At 42.0% G+C, this 18,626-nt stretch carries 15 protein-coding genes; 5 read left to right on the top strand and 10 right to left on the bottom strand.

Going from position 1 to position 18,626, the window contains the following annotated elements; all coding sequences use genetic code 11:
• Positions 1-5 precede the first annotated feature (5 nt).
• The 6 genes from LC653_RS18270 to LC653_RS18245 all read right to left on the bottom strand — a co-directional run bounded on the left by LC653_RS18270 (position 6) and on the right by LC653_RS18245 (position 7,769).
• Complete coding sequence (locus tag LC653_RS18270; RefSeq protein WP_229495918.1) at positions 6-1,382, bottom strand: alkaline phosphatase family protein; 1,377 nt, start codon at positions 1,380-1,382, stop codon at positions 6-8.
• 151 nt (positions 1,383-1,533) lie between these two features.
• Positions 1,534-2,757, bottom strand: coding sequence for a metabolite traffic protein EboE (eboE, locus tag LC653_RS18265; RefSeq protein WP_229495915.1), 1,224 nt, complete (start codon positions 2,755-2,757; stop codon positions 1,534-1,536).
• A gap of 142 nt (positions 2,758-2,899) precedes the next feature.
• Entirely contained in the window at positions 2,900-3,832 is a 933-nt protein-coding gene (gene eboC, locus LC653_RS18260) for a UbiA-like protein EboC (protein ID WP_308189100.1), read from the bottom strand.
• A 126-nt stretch (positions 3,833-3,958) separates the two neighbouring features.
• Complete coding sequence (locus LC653_RS18255; protein WP_229495913.1) at positions 3,959-4,960, bottom strand: TatD family hydrolase; 1,002 nt, start codon at positions 4,958-4,960, stop codon at positions 3,959-3,961.
• A 33-nt stretch (positions 4,961-4,993) separates the two neighbouring features.
• Entirely contained in the window at positions 4,994-5,875 is an 882-nt protein-coding gene (locus LC653_RS18250) for an EboA family metabolite traffic protein (protein WP_229495910.1), read from the bottom strand.
• A 1,195-nt stretch (positions 5,876-7,070) separates the two neighbouring features.
• A complete protein-coding gene (locus tag LC653_RS18245) occupies positions 7,071-7,769 on the bottom strand; it encodes a YdcF family protein (RefSeq protein WP_229495907.1) in 699 nt (232 codons plus the stop codon).
• 309 nt (positions 7,770-8,078) lie between these two features.
• Between LC653_RS18245 and ctpB the strand changes: the two genes are divergently transcribed.
• Positions 8,079-9,419 carry a carboxyl-terminal processing protease CtpB gene (gene ctpB / locus LC653_RS18240; protein WP_229495904.1) on the top strand — a complete coding sequence of 447 codons (1,341 nt, stop codon included), beginning with the start codon at positions 8,079-8,081 and terminating at the stop codon, positions 9,417-9,419.
• 684 nt (positions 9,420-10,103) lie between these two features.
• Positions 10,104-11,072: a glycosyltransferase family 2 protein gene (locus tag LC653_RS18235; protein ID WP_229495901.1), complete on the top strand. Its 969-nt coding sequence runs from the start codon at positions 10,104-10,106 to the stop codon at positions 11,070-11,072.
• Here LC653_RS18235 and LC653_RS18230 read toward each other — a convergent pair.
• The 3 genes from LC653_RS18230 to LC653_RS18220 form a co-directional block, all read right to left on the bottom strand.
• Positions 11,069-11,245 carry a hypothetical protein gene (locus LC653_RS18230; protein WP_229495898.1) on the bottom strand — a complete coding sequence of 59 codons (177 nt, stop codon included), beginning with the start codon at positions 11,243-11,245 and terminating at the stop codon, positions 11,069-11,071. The genes LC653_RS18235 and LC653_RS18230 overlap by 4 nt on opposite strands.
• Before the next feature lie 219 nt (positions 11,246-11,464).
• Complete coding sequence (locus LC653_RS18225) at positions 11,465-12,040, bottom strand: Uma2 family endonuclease (RefSeq protein ID WP_229495896.1); 576 nt, start codon at positions 12,038-12,040, stop codon at positions 11,465-11,467.
• Positions 12,041-12,085: 45 nt separating this feature from the next.
• Positions 12,086-12,409 (bottom strand): HAD family hydrolase, encoded by a 324-nt coding sequence (locus LC653_RS18220; RefSeq protein ID WP_229495893.1) that lies wholly within the window; start codon positions 12,407-12,409, stop codon positions 12,086-12,088.
• Positions 12,410-12,562: 153 nt separating this feature from the next.
• Between LC653_RS18220 and LC653_RS18215 the strand changes: the two genes are divergently transcribed.
• Positions 12,563-13,258, top strand: coding sequence for a response regulator transcription factor (locus LC653_RS18215; RefSeq protein ID WP_100900763.1), 696 nt, complete (start codon positions 12,563-12,565; stop codon positions 13,256-13,258).
• 644 nt (positions 13,259-13,902) lie between these two features.
• Here LC653_RS18215 and LC653_RS18210 read toward each other — a convergent pair.
• A complete protein-coding gene (locus LC653_RS18210; protein WP_229482490.1) occupies positions 13,903-14,187 on the bottom strand; it encodes an Npun_R1517 family heterocyst differentiation transcriptional regulator in 285 nt (94 codons plus the stop codon).
• An 874-nt stretch (positions 14,188-15,061) separates the two neighbouring features.
• On the opposite strand from LC653_RS18210, the gene LC653_RS18205 reads away from it, so the two are divergent.
• Both LC653_RS18205 and LC653_RS18200 read left to right on the top strand, forming a co-directional pair.
• Positions 15,062-15,421 (top strand): NAD(P)H-quinone oxidoreductase subunit M, encoded by a 360-nt coding sequence (locus LC653_RS18205; protein ID WP_100900765.1) that lies wholly within the window; start codon positions 15,062-15,064, stop codon positions 15,419-15,421.
• 925 nt (positions 15,422-16,346) lie between these two features.
• Positions 16,347-18,623 carry a PP2C family protein-serine/threonine phosphatase gene (locus LC653_RS18200; protein ID WP_229495890.1) on the top strand — a complete coding sequence of 759 codons (2,277 nt, stop codon included), beginning with the start codon at positions 16,347-16,349 and terminating at the stop codon, positions 18,621-18,623.
• Positions 18,624-18,626: the final 3 nt, after the last annotated feature.

Raw genomic sequence — 18,626 nt, 5'->3', positions numbered from 1 at the left:
ACTCCCTACTCCCTATTCAAATGTTTGAGAATCAACGAGCAAACATCTGTCGCCTCAATTCGATTTTCATCAACTAAATGAGTTTGATGGGTGATAAATAGAGGCCCTTCAGATGGAGAAGTGCTAATGTTACCGTGAGAGCCACGTACTAGGGAAGCATCCAGAGGAATCACGTCCATTAAGTAGCGAAAACCCAGTTGTTTCTTAAGTAACTTGAGAGCAATTTTTCCTTGAGGAAATTTAATTTGCGGATCAAGGAAAAGTTCTACAGGATCGTAACCAGGTTTGCGGTGGATATCTACAGTTCTAGCAAAATCAGGCGCTTTTGCCTCATCGAGCCAATAATAATAGGTAAACCAAGCGTCAGACTTGGCGATCGCTACCAACTCTCCCGATCTAGGATGAGCAATATGGTAGGTTTGTTTACCCTCTTCATCCAATACCTGGGCTACGCCTTCAGTCGCTTCTAAAAGCGATCGCACTTTCGGGATGTATGCTGGATCATTCACATATACATGAGCAATTTGATGATCGGCAACAGCAAAGGCAATGCTAGCACCAAAATCGAGCAGTTCTCGCCCCAATTCTTCCCGCACAGCAATTAAACCATTTTCCCGTAGTACGCGGTTGATATCCACAGCTTTAGAGACTGGGGTAATGCCATACTCAGAAAGAATAATTACTTGAGTATTACGTGCTTGATAATATTTAATTAAATCGCCACAAACAGCATCAATTTCTCGTAAATCTGCTTGGATGTGTGTTTCATCGTGACCAAATCGTTGCAGACAGTAATCTAAATGTGGTAGATAAACCAGTGATAATGTAGGGCTGTAACGTTCCTCAATCCATTTTGCCGAATTGGCAATCCATTGGCTAGAATTAATAGAAGTTTTTGGGCCCCAAAAATCGAACAAAGGGAAGTTACCTAAATCAGATTGAATTTGCGATCGCACATCACTAGGATGGGTATAAATATCAGGTAATTTTCTCCCATCTGCGGGATACATCGGGCGCGGCGTAATGGCATAATCTACTGAGGAATACATGTTGTACCACCAAAAAAGGTTGGCACAAGTGAAGTTTGGATCAATTGATTTAGCTATTTCCCAAACTTTGGGAGCCTGCACTAATTTATTAGACTGCCGCCAAAACTTAACTTCACATTCATCGCGGAAGTACCAACCATTAGCGACAATTCCATGTTCATCAGGCAATTTTCCTGTTAAATAAGTAGCCTGAACAGAACAAGTTACAGCAGGTAAAACTGTTGTGATCGGCACTACTTGCCCAATAGCCGCCCAAGAAGATAAAAGCGGTGTATTTTCTCCTAGTAAACTGGGCGTTAATCCCACGACATTTAGAACAACAGTTTTCTGCATAAACTTAATCCTCTCTTATACCAACTTATACCAATTTTAAAAAATAAGTAGAAAGGCTCCATAACGCATTTCTACAGATTTAAACCTGAAAACCCAGTTAAATCTTAATTCATTAATTACGAATTACGTTAGCGAAGCGGGGCGTAGCCCATTACGAATTACGAATTAATTTTAATACCCACTCATATTCTCGCTGAATAGAAGTCAGCAAATCTATCTTCATTTCTGCTGGTAATACATCCCAAGTGTAAGTCTCAATTTCTAAATGTGAGCAAGCATTGTTTGTTTGAAGTAGATGTAAAACAGTAGCAATGTCATCTTGGGTAGACTGCAAAATTTGATAATCATGAATAAAAATTGGGACATGGAAGTGAGTACGCCACTCTTCAGCCAGAGATTGTTCTAAATGCGGTAACGCAGTTATTAAGTCAGCATAGTGATGGAGTGTACCATCACTGCGACGTTCTATTACTTGGTGAAGATAAGTAGATTCAGCAAAAGGACGTAAGCGTTCAACTATCAAACTCCGCTTTTCAACATCAGCAGGGATTTTTACTTTAATTGCAGCGCTGATTTGAATTTTGCCAATTTTAATTCCTGCCGATTGGAAACGCGCAAATACAGATTGCGGTTCCTCATATTCAACTGAAAAATGGCAGGTGTCATAGCAAATCCGAACGTGTTCTAGCAATTTAGTTTCTGCTAGACTCTGTTCAATATTTAATTTTTCTGATAAGTAATTACCGCCAATTGGTAATAACCAATTTTGATAGAAATCAATTACTTCCGAGGTATTTTCAATTAAACCATCAGGCTCAGGTTCTAAATCAATATGGAGTATCTTTCCTGTTTCTTCGCAGATGCGAATCATTTCTACAACAACTGATGCTATATTTAAACAACTCTTTTTCAGAACTGTCTCGAAAGTTACTTGGTCTTTTTGCCACCAAGGTTTATAAGATAATGGCAGCGTAGAAATTCCGCCATCCAGCCCTTCTGGTAATAGAGTAGCTAAAATTTGTACCAAGTTTAATGTATAATTGACCCGTTCTTGTGTAGACCAATCTGGCGCATAAACTTGGTCTTTTACTACCTGTCGATGGAATCCGCCATAAGGGAATCCATTTAAGGTAAAAACGTATAAATCTTCTTGAGTAAGCCACGCTTGGAATTGAGCCAAGTTATTATTTTGTAACAGTTCTTTGGCAGCTGCATCTGCTAATCTTAAACCAATACCAAAAGGTGCTGTTGGTGATAAACGTGATTTGAGATTGAGAACATATTTTTCTAAATTTGCGGAAACCTCTAGCCAACTTTCACCAGGGTGAATATTGCTGCAATAAGTTAAGTGATTATTGTTTTTTGTAATTTTCATTTTCTAGCTTTATCCCTTGTATATGTAATTTATTTGGCTTATACTATTTCACAAAATCCCTGCCACATATTCATTTGTATCGGCGCATAGATGTGCGCCCATACAACTGATTTATGGTATTACTGGGTGTATACATTAAAATTTAAGTAACGGCAAATACTTTTGCTAACTTCATAGAAAATGGTAGCAAAATTAGAATGAATAAGCCGTAATACAAACCAGCAAAACCAGATGCAACAGTTGCATCTAAAACTATTAGAGATAAAACGCCTATTTTTACGGCATTTCGGATGTTTTCGGCGACTGGCTCACGCGCAGCTTTGATAAAATTAGGCAAGACTCTGATGGCTAATAAAACAGCAAATGGTAGTGCTGCGATCGCTGCATAGTCTCCTAATAATCCTAAAGCTAAAACTGCCGTCAAAACTATTGCAATCAGCAGTAATGCGAGTACTCCCGTAATCTTCTTACCTCCGTGAACTTCACCCTGACTAATTGCGGTGATAGCAGCAATGTAAATAACAGGAATCAGCGCTAAATACCAACGTTCTCCTATCATTGGTGATACAGCACTTACGCCTAATAATAAGTTACTGCCACGACACAAACCCATATTTAAAGGGCCAAAAAAAGGATGATGTTTGGCGAATGAGTTATACAATAGGCATGAAAGAGTGATAAATATAGCGATCGCAGCACTCACCAAGGATACTTGAAAAGCAGCTATAATCCCGATCGCAAATAGTATACTTCCCAATAAAGTAGCATTTTCACGAGATACGCGACCACTGGGAATTGCTCTATTTGGTCGCTCTTTTGCATCTAATTCAGCATCAAAAACATCATTAAAAACTACACCACCGCCATATAAACCAGTTGTAGCCAATAACAACCAAGCTAATGGAATTAGTATAGTAAAACTTGCTTCTCCATTGATTAATTGAGCAAAAATAATCCCAGAGCCAGAAGCAGCAAAACCAACAAGAATATCCGCCCAAGCAGTAACAATATTAGCAGGACGCATCAATTCCAGATAACTCCGCCAGCCTTGAAAATTCAAGCTTGCAACATTCACTTATCTGCCTCCGTTCCTAATCATTTATCAAAATAAACCGCATATTACAGATGAATCAGATATTTATGCAATTCCTCTTCCCCACTCCCTAGTACAGACGCGATTAATCGCGTCTCTCCCAATTTTCTACTCAATCAACACATAATCTGAAACTGATTTGATTCCTGGTTCTTGTCCCCGCAACACAGAATTGCCATTGAACAACTGACGCTGATCAATAGATTGAGGATTGAGCCAGTCTGATGCTTGCATCTGCCCAGTTTGACTGTAAGCAGCTAGGGCGTTTTCATAACAAACTGCTCGTACATGTTCTTCAGGAATGCCCCTATCTAACATTAACTGAGCCGTTTTCGGGACTGCTAAAGGATCGCTAATACCCCAATCAGCACTACTATCTACAATGATACGATCACGTCCATATTTACGGACAACTTCAACCATTCTGGCGTTACCCATTTTCGTCTGTGGATAAATCGTGAAAGCTGCCCAAAAACCCCGTCCTAATACTTCCTCAACGGTTTCCTCGTTGTTGTGGTCAATAATTACTTGTGAAGGATCTAAGCCATATTCAATACAGCGATCCATACTCCGACTAGCACCCGCCTTTTTATTGCGATGAGGCGTATGAATTAGCACCAACATATCGAGTTCTTTGGCTAATGCTAACTGTTGACAAAAGTACTTATCTTCTGCTTCTGTCATGTCGTCGTAGCCAATTTCACCAATGGCAACAACTCCTTCTTTACAGGCATAAAGTGGTAGCAGTTCTATAACTTCTGCTGCTAATGCCTCATTGTTAGCTTCTTTCGGATTGAGGCCGATTGTGCAGTAATGTTGGATGCCAAATTGACTAGCACGAAACCGTTCCCAGCCCACAAGACTACTGAAGTAGTCTTTAAATGTGCCAGCGTTTGTTCGCGGTTGTCCTAACCAAAAGGCTGGTTCAATAACAGCGACAATGCCATATTCCCGCATTACTAAGTAATCGTAAGTAGTGCGCGAACACATGTGAATGTGAGGATCGATAAACATCATGGTTTTAATGATTGAGCATTGAGGATTGGGCATTGGGAATAGGGCATTGGGAATAGGGAATTGGGCATTGGTTATTCTCCTTGTCTTCCTCATTCCGAGTCCCCAATCCCCAGTCCCCAGTCCCTATTATTTGTAAACAAAAAGGCCATCGCGGCTAAAACTATTCCAAGTCAGATTACCTTTTTGAATCGATGACTGTAAATCTGGGTAGCGAGAAAGTAATGCTTGTGCTTGGGGTAAAGGAGACTCAGCACAAGCTAAGGCTGCTGCTTCTTGCTCGTGTATATCCCCATTAGCCAGTACTTTTTCCAAATCTGTGATGATTGCACTATCCGCAAACCGTCCTACAGGTCGCCAAAGTTCTGGCGTAACTGAGCGTTTAGCTGCCCAACGTTCATGGGCATAGTCTGCTAACATCCTCGCCAATTCTGGATTAGCACGCCGATCTAGTCCCCAAATTAGATGCAACGGACTGCCGACAAACACAGCTTTTAGCACCATCTGATTCCAAGCAGCATTATCTAAATAATTTGCTGGATAAGGATTTCGTAGTGCTATGGCTTGGAATACATTACTCATATTGCTGCGAATTCCCTCAGCAGCGCGATGGCGATGTAACTCTGGATGTGGTAATAAAGGCAAACTTTGATAAAGGACAACTAACTCCCCCATATCGGCAGTGGAGAAGAATTTATCAAGCGATCGCACATAGCCCTCAGCATCATCATGGGGCAAAGCTAAAAGCAAGAGTGTGCGACCTGCTTGATCTACACTCCAATGATCAGCATACCAACCGGGAATCACATCCTGTGCTGCTTCCAAGTCCTGGAATGTTAGCTGCAAATCCTGTTTACCTAGATAACGCGGCACAGCACTAAAAGCCGTAAAAAACACTCTAAGAGCAGCGCCGCTAGCAATCTGCGATCGCTTCTGTTCCAGCCAAGCAAAAGCTTTCTCTGAAACAGACTTTAACAGCCAGTGATGCAATAACTCGTTTACTTTACTCATGATGAATTTCAGGAGAAGTTGCCCAACTTTTTTGTGGCAACCAAGTATAAAATCTAGCACTAAACTTGATACTTTGTGATTCAAGCAGCTAGATAATATATTACTGAGATCATAACTTCACTGAATCTATAAAAATATCCTGACTTTCAATAAGATACTGTAAAGATACCATTTCGATTAGATAAAGCATCAAAACTTGTTACGGAAAAAAATTAGAATTTAATATAATAATGATATGCATAGGCAATCTTAAATATCAAATCTGGACATCAATAAAATTTTAAATTAATCTAATTTTTAAGCTTTTACATTAAGGTAAATACGCTACAAAAGTATAATTATTCTCTCAGCCTATTTTTAAAAAGGTTTATTTTAAATTTTAGCTTTTAAAGACTTTTTTGCCAATTTAATATTAATTTTGATTGCATTGCTGCATATATTCACAATTAATTAAAAAATAATAATATTCTAATGGTTATTCAACAAAAAACCGCTTTTAATCTACAACCAATTAATCAATGTATTCGCGTGACCTTTAATTATGATGTTCACTTCACTATAGCAGTCCTAAATCATTTGTGAAAATTTCTGTTGATTCTTCTCTCTGTGTTCTCTGCGCCTCTGTGGTTCGATTAAAAAGTAATTTCCACAACTCAGATAGGATTACTATAACCCTCTTTTATCACTTTGGGATAACCCAATCACTGAAAGCCTTTCAGGACTTTAATCTCCAGGTTTTGGCTATAAATTTCAGTTACTGTTAGATAATATTGGCTCAAAGCTTGACTCAATCAAAGTTTCAGAATCTTGCTTCGATTATTGTTTTCCGAGAGTGACAAAACAGGGCTATGCTCAGTATTATGAAGATGTACTAACACTGATCAGTGAACCGATAGTAGTTCCGGGTAAAGAAGCAGTCAAGAACGATTCTGTAATGCGATTTTACTTGCAAAAAAAGATTGGTCTGCAATTCAGGAGACTCTTTACTTATTGTCTATCCCTGGAATGCGAGAATCTATCAAAGAAGGACTAGCAACCCAGATCCAAGAATGTAATGGAGAGTTGGATTGGTGAGTCAGCAAGCATCTGAGGAGCCACTTCTAAACCCTGAAGGAGCGAGTTGGAGGTTGATATGAGGTCATCGAATCCGAGCAAGTAGTTAAGATAATTCGCATGTGGACACATTACGAGTAAGTTATCTCCTCAACCCGCCTTGGTGTTCACAATGAAAACCTCGATTCTCCCAAGCTTGCATATCTACTTCGGTAAGTCTTGTTACATTTGAGCATTGCGGTTGAATAATTTGACTTACAATCGCCCAAAATAAGCTACGTGTTACATCTAATCCAGTTTTGACCCAAGATTCATTATTACCAGGAACACCCAACTCTTCAACAATCTCTGTCTCTAACCAAATACCATGAGCGCCCAAGAGAATCTGTGCCATCCATTTGGCTCTGGGTAAATGACTTGGCGAGGTAATCAACATGACTTTATGCACTCCCCAACGTCGCAAAATTGGAATACCATAATAAAAATTTTCAAAGGTAGAATTCGCGCAGTTTTCTAACCAAACGTTTTGTAACCTTGCTAATTCCGCCTGAAAAATCAACCATATACAGGGGTCTGGGGAACCATGAGAAATTAAAATTGGGGTTTGCGGGTATTGTTTTGCTTGTTGGGCAACATAAGTTTCTCGACGAATACTGCCACCAAGCACAAAGAAAGCATCTACTGGCTGCGAAGAAGCAAAAACTAAGGTTATAGTGGTAAAAATCAGCCAAGTGCCCAAAACAAAGTACAATCCACCAGTTAGTTTTTGTAACGATTGCCACAGATTAGCAAAATTTTTTTTAATAGAAATTAACGATTTGATGGGAAATTTACGTTTCATGACTTAGGTAAGAAAAGCTGATTTAATGGCTGTCTAACAGTACTGCAATTCAGTGATCAAAGTGCTATGTTATAAAAGTAATGAATAAGTACAAAAATGACGCTGATCAAAGTGTCACATGTTCAGTATAGCCTTCCGGAGAAGGCTAACAAACTGAGAAATGGTTGTTAAGAATGCAGTATTTTCGGCATCATTCAACGATAAAAATGATGAAGGGAGCAGAGCTTAGTTTGGGGTATAAAAACTTAAAAGTCTCTTGAAAGCCTGATTGCTAAACTGTCAATAACACAATTATTCCAGCTAATATACATGAACCAATCTGCGAAAAGTTACTCGCCGCTCCAAGTAGCCTTGATTGGTGGAGCGATCGCCACTACTGCTACTATGTCTTTGTTCGGCACCGCTTGGACTCGTGGTGTCCGTGCCGCTCTAGCCCTACAAGACAGCCCGAAAGTGATAGTTGACCAAGTATGGCAACTGGTGAATCATGAATATGTTGATGGCAAATTTAATCAACAAGATTGGGAAGCAACCAGGCAAAGCCTATTGAGCAAAGACTATTCTTCTCGAGAAGAAGCTTATACTGCCATCCGCGAAGCTTTACAAAAGTTGGGAGATCCTTACACTCGATTCATGGACCCCAAACAGTTTGAAGCTCTGACTAGCCAAACATCTGGGGAAGTCTCTGGTATTGGCATTCGGATGGAAGTGAACGAAAAAACTCAGCGGCTCACTGTTGTCGAAGCCATAGAAAATTCTCCAGCATTGAAAGCTGGAATCAAAGCAGGCGATGAAATTTTGGCAATTGATGGCAAACCCACTCTCAAAATGAAGGTGGATGATGCTTCTAAGCTAATTCGTGGCAAAGCGGGTACTGCCATCAAGCTAAAGCTGGGACGGGCGGGGCAAAATGCCTTTGATTTGAAGCTGACAAGGGCAAGTATTGAAGTGCCAACGGTACGTTATACCCTCAAGCAAGAAGGGAATCGCCGCGTTGGCTATATCCGTTTGCGGGAATTTAGCGCTCATGCCGCAGACCAAATGCAACGAGCCATCCGCGATTTGAACACTAAGAAAGTTGATTCTTATGTCTTGGATTTGCGGGGAAATCCTGGCGGGTTGTTACAGGCGAGCATTGAAATTGCCCGAATGTGGTATAATGACGGCGGCATTGTCAAGACAGTAGACCGTGTGGGCAGCACTGAGGAAACTAAAGCCAATCGCACCGCTCTAACAAATCGTCCTTTAGCGGTCTTAGTGGATGGTAATTCAGCTAGTGCTAGCGAAATCCTCACAGGGGCACTCAAGGATAATAAGCGAGCGGTAGTCGTAGGTGGTCAAACCTTTGGTAAAGCCTTAGTGCAGTCAGTTCATGAACTTGCAGATGGTTCCGGCTTGGCTGTCACCATTGCCCATTACTACACCCCGGCGGGAACAGATATTAACCATAAAGGGATTGCCCCAGATATCAAGTTAGACTTGACAGAGGCACAAGAGCGGCAGTTGGCTTCTAATCCCGATTTAATCGGAACTAAGAGTGATCCGCAATATGCCCGTGCGATCGCAATTTTATCAAATAACAACTTTGCCCAACCGCCAGCAAATCAGCCCACTCGACCCATGAGCCGCGCCGATAACCTAAAATTTTAGATTGACGCGAATGATTTGTTCCCAGGTGTTTATAAAGGGTAGGTTGAAAACCCCGGAGAAAAAGCAACGTAGTTGCGTATTTCGTGTTTTAAACCGGGGATGAAAACCTTAGCTTTTGGGCTTTAGCCCTCAGTGGAATGTGGTATAGTTACTGTAGTGGAAGGGTAATTAACCACTTAAAAAACCCTATTGCTACCTAACACGTAGACGAGGCAGTGCGGTCTTGGGGTCTCCCCAAGTGGAGGAGGCAGTGCGGTCTTGGGGGTTTCCCCCATGAGCAACTGCCGTCAACTGCCGTGCTGAACCTTCTCCCAAGGGGAGACGCTAACGCGAAGACAATTGAAGATATAGGGTTCTATTCCACAGTTCTAGAACATCCCAAGAATAGGTAAAATCTTCTCTACGAGACGCTAACGCGAACATGGGAGCTAGACGACCAGCATTAAACTTCAAACAAACTTTGCAGTAATGCAACTACGGTAGGGCATACCGAAAGTTAAAGTTTGGGGAGAGAACCACCTCTGGCTTAGATACTGCAAGGCGTCTAGATTAAGTGGACTCGTTGAACCAAGAATCCCCTCGGCAATAGCTGCGGGGAGTGTCAAGAAAACTGCTTGATATACCGTTCCAGGATTTTAGTTTGGGAATACTAGCTAGTAATCCCATCTCCCAAATCTCAGATTTATGAATCATCAGCCAGTTGATGCAAGCACCGCCACCAGCTTTTTACCAATGGTGTCGGTGGTTGTTCCTATTTATAACGGTGAGGCGGATTTAGCAGAGTTAATCAATTGTCTGTTGTCTCAAACTTACCCGAAAGACCAAGTAGAGTACTTGTTAGTGGACAATAATAGTAGCGATCGCACTCTCACCATCCTCAAAACATCTGCCGAAAATTGCCCCATCACAATTCGCCCATTGAGCGAAAACCAAATTCAAAGCTCTTATGCTGCTCGTAATACTGCGATTCGCGCCGCTACGGGTGAAATTATCGTTTTTACTGATGCAGATTGTCGTCCACAACCGCAATGGTTAGATACATTAATTAAGCCTTTTGTCAACAAAGAAGTGGTAATTGTCGCTGGTGAGATTTTGGCACTACCAGGCACAACTCTGCTAGAACAACACGCAGACCGTCAAGAAACTTTGTCGCAAAAGCATACCCTTAAACATTCCTTTCGTCCCTATGGTCAAACGGCTAATTTGGCGATTCGACGCACTGCCTTAGAAAAAGCGGGTTTATTTCGTCCCTATCTTACCACTGGTGGCGATGCCGACATTTGCTGGCGGATTTTGGGGGAAAACATCGGGCGTTTGGAATTTGCCCCGAATGCGATCGTTCAGCACCGCCACCGCAATACACTTAAAGAACTGCAAAGTCAATGGCGGCGCTATGGACGCTCAAATCGCTATCTGCACGAACTGTACGGTGTAGATTTGATGCGAAAGATGACACCCAAAGAATATGGCTATCGTTTGGCACGTTGGTTCTTGAAGGAAATACCAAGAGATATTAAAAAGGCGATTGCTGGTCAAGCCACCCTTGTAGATTTATTAAATACTCCCATTGGTTTGTTCACAGCTAGGGCGCGTACTGCTGGACAAAGAGACGCCAAGCTACCAGAGAATGCCAAGATAATTGCTCGACTCTAACAATACCAGTAGTCTGTCAAGCAGAGTTTGCTGGGTGAGGATGGGGAATAGGGAGTAAGGAAAGGTTTTTTCGGCGTTGGGCGTTGCTGATTAGATATATAAATCTTGGTGTAGAGACGTTGCAATTGCAACGTCTCTACAAAGGTTTTGAAATCACGCAAAATCATTTTCATACCTGAATTTCGCAACACGTAAGAAAAAACAAACGCTCTTGTTAGTCCAAAAGCATCACCTGAAAACCTTATTTTTTCGTTTACATCACTATAGTAAATATATCTAAAAATAGGTACAGCAAATACACTGTTATTAATAAATTTTTAAAGCTTTGGGGGCGGTAGAAGTGAATTCAAGTTGTTCAATCCCTGTCAACTTTCGCTAAATGGTAAAAATTATTAAAGAATTCCTTGTAAATCCCAAACAAAACCTGGCAGTACCTGCTCCCCTGATAACTGATTTGGTGAAAGTAGCACTTCCTTTTCTTTTCCTTGGCGATAAATTTCTACCTGCTTTCCTTTAGGGTCAATCAGCCAGCCCAAGCGCGTACCATTCTCCATATACTCTTGCATTTTGTCTTGGAGGGACTTGAGCGTATCAGATTCAGAGCGCAGCTCTACTACGAAGTCAGGACAGATGGGTGAAAAAGTTCTTCGTTGTTCAGGAGCCAGTGCTTCCCACCTCTCTAAATAAACCCAAGCCGCATCAGGCGAACGTAAAGCTCCATTGGGAAGCTGAAACATCGTTGAAGAGTCAAAAGCTTCTCCAGTCCCGTCTTCATCTGTCCAAGTTCCCAAGCGTTGAGTTAGTCTGCGGTTTCGACTACCAGTTTCTCCACCAGTTGGTGCCATTACAACTAATTCTCCTAATGCAGTGCGCTCTAGTTTAGCATCAGGGTTGACTTGACATAGCTGATAAAACTGCTCAGAAGTGAGATTGATTAATGGTTCTAAGTTCAGAGTAATAGCATTCATCTTGCAGTTTCTCCTGTCTTGATTATCACTATTATGGTTAACCTGCTACCAGATTGGAGTCCAACCTTCCCTAAGTGCGGCTGCAAAGTATCTGTGAGCATGGGTTTTACTTTCAAAACCATACTTTGCACGTTGCAGCGTTCGGATGATGGCATCCTCTAAACAAATGGCATACTTGATTGCTTCTATCAACTCCCAGTCAAGGAGATTAATTCCAAGTTGCTCTAATTGCTCATCATACTTTGCTAGGATTTCGGACTGTATTTCATCCCACAGTTCACTCTGAGGTGGTTCTTTTCTAGAAATCTCCCCTAAATATTCTTTGGCTATTCGGCTATCTCTGGCAATTTCTTCTAGTGACCATACCATAGTGTTTTTGTGGAAAAAGTTACAATTAGTGTACCTTTATATATTGGTACTTATAGACAGGGCAATATCTTCTTCATCTTCCCTTCTATCCTTTTGTTCAATGCCTGTCAACTTTCGCTAAATTGGAAAAAGGAAAACTCAAGGGAATTTTAAATGTCAGCACAATTGTTACTGGTGGATGATGAACCAGGGATACGGGAAGCCGTGAAGGATTATTTGCAAGAGAGCGGTTTCAGCGTTCAAGTCGCCAGTAACGCCCTTGAAGGTTGGGAATGGATGCAGATGAATACACCTGACTTAGTGATTTCTGATGTCATGATGCCTCAGGTGGATGGCTATCAGTTCCTGAAGCAATTGCGAGAAGACCCCCGCTTCCAAGCACTCCCGGTAGTATTTTTAACTGCTAAAGGTATGACAGGCGATCGCATCCAAGGCTATCATGCTGGTGTTGATGCCTATCTACCCAAACCCTTCGATCCAGACGAGTTAGTGGCTATAGTCGAAAATTTGCTAGCCCGCCGTGCCGCTAAGGCTTCAACTACCGGAGATGACGTTGAAACCCCTGATATTGCTGAACTAGCCAATCAGATTGCCCAAATTAAGGCATTGTTAACTCAAAGAAATGCCATTTCCCAATCGCCAGCCCCTTTCAAAATTGATTTGACTCCTAGAGAACAAAGTGTTTTGAACTTGGTCGCTGAAGGGTTAATGAACAAAGAAATCGCCCGTCGCTTGGAAACCAGCGTCCGCAATGTAGAAAAATACGTCAGCCGTTTGTTTAGTAAAACTGGCACCAATAGCCGTACAGAGTTAGTCCGTTTCGCCCTAGAACACGGTCTTGCTAAATAGACAGCTTTTGAATTGGGCATTGGGCATTGGGCATTGAAAAGAGGCAGAGGGGCGGGGTGCGGGGGGCAGAGGGGAAAACTCTTCTCCCTTGCTCCCTGCTACCCTGCTCCCCTGCTCCCCTGCTCCCTGCCCCCTGCCCCCTGCCCCCTGCCCCCTGCCCCCTGCCCTCTTCTTGTGGGTAATTGGTAATAGGTAACTGGCTGTTAAACCGTAACCTATTACCAGTAATAAATAAAACATAAGTATTTCAGCAAATCAGGCACTTACCTAAAGTAAAAAGCTAAAAGTAAGGTTATTTATTTTCACTTTGGCTTTTTAGATTTTCATTGAATTCGCGCCTGTTGTCCAATTCCCCATCTGTAAAGACACAGGGTTTTCTTGTTCCTGCAATGTTTTGATAAAAACTCGGTAAAATGCACCCGGCTGAATTTGCTCTGAGATTCTACCAGTATCCTTTGCTACAAAGTTTTTAATAGAAGAAACTGTTCCTGGGACTCTGTGCTGCTAAATAAGACTTTCACAAACTAGAAATCACAATATTTTATGAATTCTACTTGCTGCTTAGTTTTTATTGCAACGGGGCCACGCGATCAACATTTGATTTGATGCCCAATTCATGTTTTTTTACTACTTAAATTATACCTTTAAGTTGGCGGATTTTCAGCAGCATTACGCAAGCGCATCAACTGGCGTCGCATTTGAGGTGAGGCTTTGAACTCGGACACTTCCTGCGCTTTAACAGACGCTTGCAGTGTCTCTAGAAAGTCGTCAGAACCCTCGGTCAAGGCATCAAGTAACACTTGTAACAGTTGTTCGCGATCGCCCAATAGACTTTTTTCCTCAATCAATCGGAATTTGAGATGGATTTCGCATTCATAAACACCTACTTCGAGATTATTTATTTGGCGTGGTAATGCTTTGGAGTTCATAGCTATTGAGATTCCTTTACTTGGTGGTCATGAGGATAAGGAGGTAGATGCCCAGCAAAATTCTTTATATCTTCTTTGAATCCAAAGTGCTTGAATTAAGAATTTTTCTTCATCAATCACCTTTGTATTCCATTTCAGTCTCCTATGTTTTATTTTCAAGCTAGATTTTGATGTTCTTGTGCCAGATGTAGCTTATGGTAAACCATAACTATTATTCAGTTTTTAAGATTCTACACAATAAAGTTTCTGTAAGAAGTTGTCCGGTCTTTTTAAAGCTTTTTACATCAACTTTATGTTAACGTCAACAACAGTTTGACTTGTTACTTTAATTTTGGTGTTTATACGTAAGTAAAATCGCTTAATTTTTTTGAACTTATTAAAGCCAGAGGTCGATGTAGCCCTATTCAGTAAAATTACTTGATGTACGTTTTTTGCAATAGAAAAATCCGAATAAATTGATAAGCAGAATTATTAAGGTAAAAACTTTTGTTCTCCATAAAAAAATGTACACAGATCAAATCATTCGTGGTGAGTGCCTTATCCTACTGGCTTTTAGACTTCATAAGTACGAAAATCTTAGCAGTAGGTAAGATTAGCACACCGCTTTGACTTCTTTGTATACGCCAAATAAAAATACTTTTCACAGTAATTTTTACAGGATAATAATTGGACTACTGTCAGTACTAGCTGCTAATTGTGTCTTCAACTCCTAACAGAAGTAGTAAGTTAATCAGTACAGGTGATATTTTTACTTATGCCCATTCAATATACCCTTTTGAAACTGCGTTCAAAGCTTGTAAATTGAGAGCATTCAAGCTTGAATATACCGTTTACAATAATTTCAGTGTAATCCACCCAAATCTTACACCCTTTTATGGATAACCCGATGCTGCTCAAGTCCACAACCCGGCATGTCCGCATTTTTGCAGGCGAAATTGACCGGGATGGCGAACTGATTCCCAGTGAACAGGTTTTAACGTTAGATATTGACCCAGATAACGAATTTAACTGGAATGAAGATGCGCTGCAAAAAGTTTATCGAAAATTTGATGAACTAGTAGAAGCATCTAGTGGCGCAGACCTCACAGACTATAACTTGCGCCGTGTTGGGTCAGACTTAGAGCATTATCTGCGATCGCTCCTGCAACTCGGCGAAATCAGCTACAATCTATCTGCCCGCGTTACCAATTACAGCATGGGAGTCCCCCAAGTTGCAATTGACGACAAACAATAAGCCAATGAGTTGGTACCGATCTGGCTGAACCTTTCTGACAATTCAGATCACCTGGAAAAGTCCACCAAAAACCTAACCCCCTTCCCAACGCAGGAAGGGGGAAAATTAAAAGTCTCTGACGCCACATGCTACCCTGCAGGAACGCTAACAGGACTTACGCACAGTCTACGAATTCTCGGCGTTCTTCTCTACGAGACGCTGCGCGTTGGCGGAAGCCGACGCACCAGAAGGCGTCTTGGTGAACCAGCGCTGTAGGCGGGTTTCCCGCCGTAGGTGACTGGTGTTAGCGTAGCGGTAGCGAGTCTTCTCCCAAGGGGAGACGCCAAGGGCGAACGAGCGTCACCCGAAGGGCGGTTCGATAAATTAAGCTTTTTAGCAATTTTTGCCTAAGTCCTGGCTAAGAGCGAACAAGTGGGTAGAGCCGCAAGGGCGCAGTTTCTCCTCGTTGTAGGAGAGAGAAATAGAAGAGAGGTTTCTAGATACCATCAAAAGTCAGCTTAAAGCCACTTCATTAGTCAGGTACTTCTGCTAAAAGTATATTTAATTATCTTAATTCTTAATTAAAGTTAATTGTTGCTATCCTACTTATAAACTAAATAAATACCAAGATTATCTGTCTCTTGATGATGGGGTAATTCAGCAAAAGCTTGGGGCGCAGTTATGCTTGGGTTATGCTTTGGTAACAGGGTTGGAGTTAGTTGCTTTGGCGATGGAGAGTCACAGAGCAATAGAAGCTATGATGAGGCTGTAGGGTTGAGTTAGGAGCGTATTCTTTGGATAAGTAAGTATTAGCACCTGCTGATATCCGCCAGCTAAAATCATTATCTAAAGTCTGGGTATGTCAAGTTTAAGAAAGATGAGCGGTCTAGATTGTCCCTAATAATGCTGTTAAAGAAATTGCCAATCGCTTCCCGGTGCGAAAACTATGGAAAATGACGCGGCAACGCTCTACTGTACAAATGAAAATTGTCAGGCTGCCAACCCCCTGACTCACAAGTTTTGCCTGCGATGTTCCACGCCCCTAACCAAAAATTACCTCTGGGCTGTGGTAGATGGCCCTAGTGTGGGTAGCCCTGGAGAAATATTAGCCGATCGCTATTTAGTCCTTGATAAATTTCTTCTTTTAGATACGAAACCTGGTTTATTAGCGCTAACACCTGAGTTAGATAATTTGCAGCCTCTAAAAGCTTACCTGAGACTCATTCCCTACCGGTTACACGTACCGCAGGTATATGGAGTGCTTTTTCTCGGTGACGGGCCTTCCCATCGAGAAATATTACTTTTAGAAAAACCTCCATTGTTAGTAGATGACAAAATCCAACAAGTCCAGTTGGCCAGCGAGTTAACCACCGCTTGGCGTGATGCAACATCGATGCGCCAACTCAATTGGTTATGGCAAATAGCTCATCTGTGGCAACCTCTTGCAAGTGAAGGTGTCGCATCTAGCTTGCTTGACTCTTATGTATTAAGGGTAGAAGGATCATTAGTCCGTTTGTTAGAATTGCGTTTCGATGCAGCAACATCACCAGAATTGCCCCAATTAGGTGAATTTTGGCAGCAGTTGGTTAGTGGTGCTAAACCAGCCATAACTGAATTTGTTAATGAGGTTAGCCTTTCCTTAATTCAGGGAAAGATTAATTCAACCGATCAATTAATCGGAGTTTTAGATCGCGCACTAGCTGGGTTAGGGCGATCGCAAACACCCACAATCAAAATTATCACCAAAACCGATACCGGGCCAAGCCGCCAACGTAACGAAGATGCCTGTAGCCCACCCAGTGGAACTCTGGTGAGCAAACCACCCCAGCCAACAGCCTTAGCAATTGTCTGTGATGGCATCGGTGGGCACGAGGGTGGCAATGTCGCATCAAATTTAGCCATTGAAACGATCCAGCAGCAGGTACAGCAACTAACAAAAGTTCCCTACGACCATATAGATCCCTCACTGCTACTTAATGACCTAGAAAAGGCAGTGGCAATTGCTAATGACAAAATTAGTCAGCGCAATGACAGTGAAAATCGCCAAGGGCGGCAGCGGATGGGCACGACTTTAGTAATGGCATTGCCTGTTGCTCATGAAATGTACATTACCCACGTCGGTGATAGTCGTGCTTACTGGATTACCCGCCACGGCTGTTATCAAGTTACCCTGGACGATGATGTTGCCTCCCGCGAGGTGCGGCTAGGCTATGCCATTTACCGCGAGGCTGTACAACAAAGTTCTGCTGGCTCTCTCGTCCAGGCTTTGGGCATGGGACCCAGCACTTCATTGCATCCCACATCTGGGCGGTTTATGCTCGACGAAGATGCTGTTTTTCTGCTCACATCCGATGGTTTGAGTGATTTTGATCGGGTGGAGGAGTACTGGGAAACAGAAATCTTGCCGATTCTAGCTGGGGAAGCCCCTATAGGTAATGTTGCGGATAGATTAGTTGAAATCGCTAACACTAAGAATGGACACGATAATGTCACCATCGCTTTAGTTCATTATCAAGTCCAATACTGGGAACCAGAAATCACGATTAAAGCCTCCATTCCAGAGAGTTATTCTGCCAAAACTGTTGATTTTGCATCCAGAGCGACAGATGCGACACTTTTAGGTAGCCCAAACCACAAAACTCAGGTGATTCCAGACACTGAGCCTGCTAAAAGTTCCGGTTTACCGCTACAGTGGATTGTTCCCTTAATATTTGTGGTAGCAGCAGGAGGTTTAGGATTGTTCGTGAGGCAACTGCGATCGCCATCAGGAGCCTTTCCAGTTTTTTCCAATCCCTTACAAACTCAAAACCCTAGCATCGAATCGACACCCGCAGCCCGATCGCTTGCTAACCTTTCTCCTGGCTGGGTAATTAAAACCAACAATCAAATCCCCTTGGGAAACAACCAATCCCTTCCCCCTGGAGCTTTTTTAGAAGTTATCAACACAAAACCAAATCCTAAACCTGCTTCTCTTAATTTTTCCGTGTCTATGCGAGTCTGTGCTAATAAAAGCACACAAACTCCAGCTAATACTAATAATCCAGCAGTAACTTCCTCAGTTTCATCAAATTCAAAACCTTTGCCGGAAACAGTATTGCTGGACTTATCCCAGCTGAAACGCTTTGGCGTCTCTATTTTACCAGAAGATGTACCAAGTCCATGTACAACCGTCACACAACCACCAGTTACTCAACCACCCGACGACGATAGCAGTCCAACTTAATGA

Origin of the sequence: Nostoc mirabile CHAB5784 (assembly GCF_020829645.1) — a bacterium.
Lineage (GTDB): Bacteria > Cyanobacteriota > Cyanobacteriia > Cyanobacteriales > Nostocaceae > Nostoc > Nostoc mirabile.
The sequence above is the reverse complement of the archived record's forward strand: the minus strand, read 5'-3'. Positions and strand labels throughout refer to the sequence as shown.

What these genes read in the sequence shown, in the direction of transcription:
- LC653_RS18235 (WP_229495901.1), top strand. Translation starts at nt 10,104, where the DNA reads ATGAATCATCAGCCAGTTGATGCAAGCACCGCCACCAGCTTTTTACCA.
- LC653_RS18230 (WP_229495898.1), bottom strand. Translation starts at nt 11,245, where the DNA reads ATGAAAATGATTTTGCGTGATTTCAAAACCTTTGTAGAGACGTTGCAA.
- LC653_RS18200 (WP_229495890.1), top strand. Translation starts at nt 16,347, where the DNA reads ATGGAAAATGACGCGGCAACGCTCTACTGTACAAATGAAAATTGTCAG.
- LC653_RS18225 (WP_229495896.1), bottom strand. Translation starts at nt 12,040, where the DNA reads ATGAATGCTATTACTCTGAACTTAGAACCATTAATCAATCTCACTTCT.
- LC653_RS18250 (WP_229495910.1), bottom strand. Translation starts at nt 5,875, where the DNA reads ATGAGTAAAGTAAACGAGTTATTGCATCACTGGCTGTTAAAGTCTGTT.
- LC653_RS18245 (WP_229495907.1), bottom strand. Translation starts at nt 7,769, where the DNA reads ATGAAACGTAAATTTCCCATCAAATCGTTAATTTCTATTAAAAAAAAT.
- LC653_RS18255 (WP_229495913.1), bottom strand. Translation starts at nt 4,960, where the DNA reads ATGAGGAAGACAAGGAGAATAACCAATGCCCAATTCCCTATTCCCAAT.
- ctpB (WP_229495904.1), top strand. Translation starts at nt 8,079, where the DNA reads ATGAACCAATCTGCGAAAAGTTACTCGCCGCTCCAAGTAGCCTTGATT.
- eboE (WP_229495915.1), bottom strand. Translation starts at nt 2,757, where the DNA reads ATGAAAATTACAAAAAACAATAATCACTTAACTTATTGCAGCAATATT.
- LC653_RS18210 (WP_229482490.1), bottom strand. Translation starts at nt 14,187, where the DNA reads ATGAACTCCAAAGCATTACCACGCCAAATAAATAATCTCGAAGTAGGT.
- LC653_RS18205 (WP_100900765.1), top strand. Translation starts at nt 15,062, where the DNA reads ATGGATAACCCGATGCTGCTCAAGTCCACAACCCGGCATGTCCGCATT.
- LC653_RS18215 (WP_100900763.1), top strand. Translation starts at nt 12,563, where the DNA reads ATGTCAGCACAATTGTTACTGGTGGATGATGAACCAGGGATACGGGAA.
- LC653_RS18220 (WP_229495893.1), bottom strand. Translation starts at nt 12,409, where the DNA reads ATGGTATGGTCACTAGAAGAAATTGCCAGAGATAGCCGAATAGCCAAA.
- LC653_RS18270 (WP_229495918.1), bottom strand. Translation starts at nt 1,382, where the DNA reads ATGCAGAAAACTGTTGTTCTAAATGTCGTGGGATTAACGCCCAGTTTA.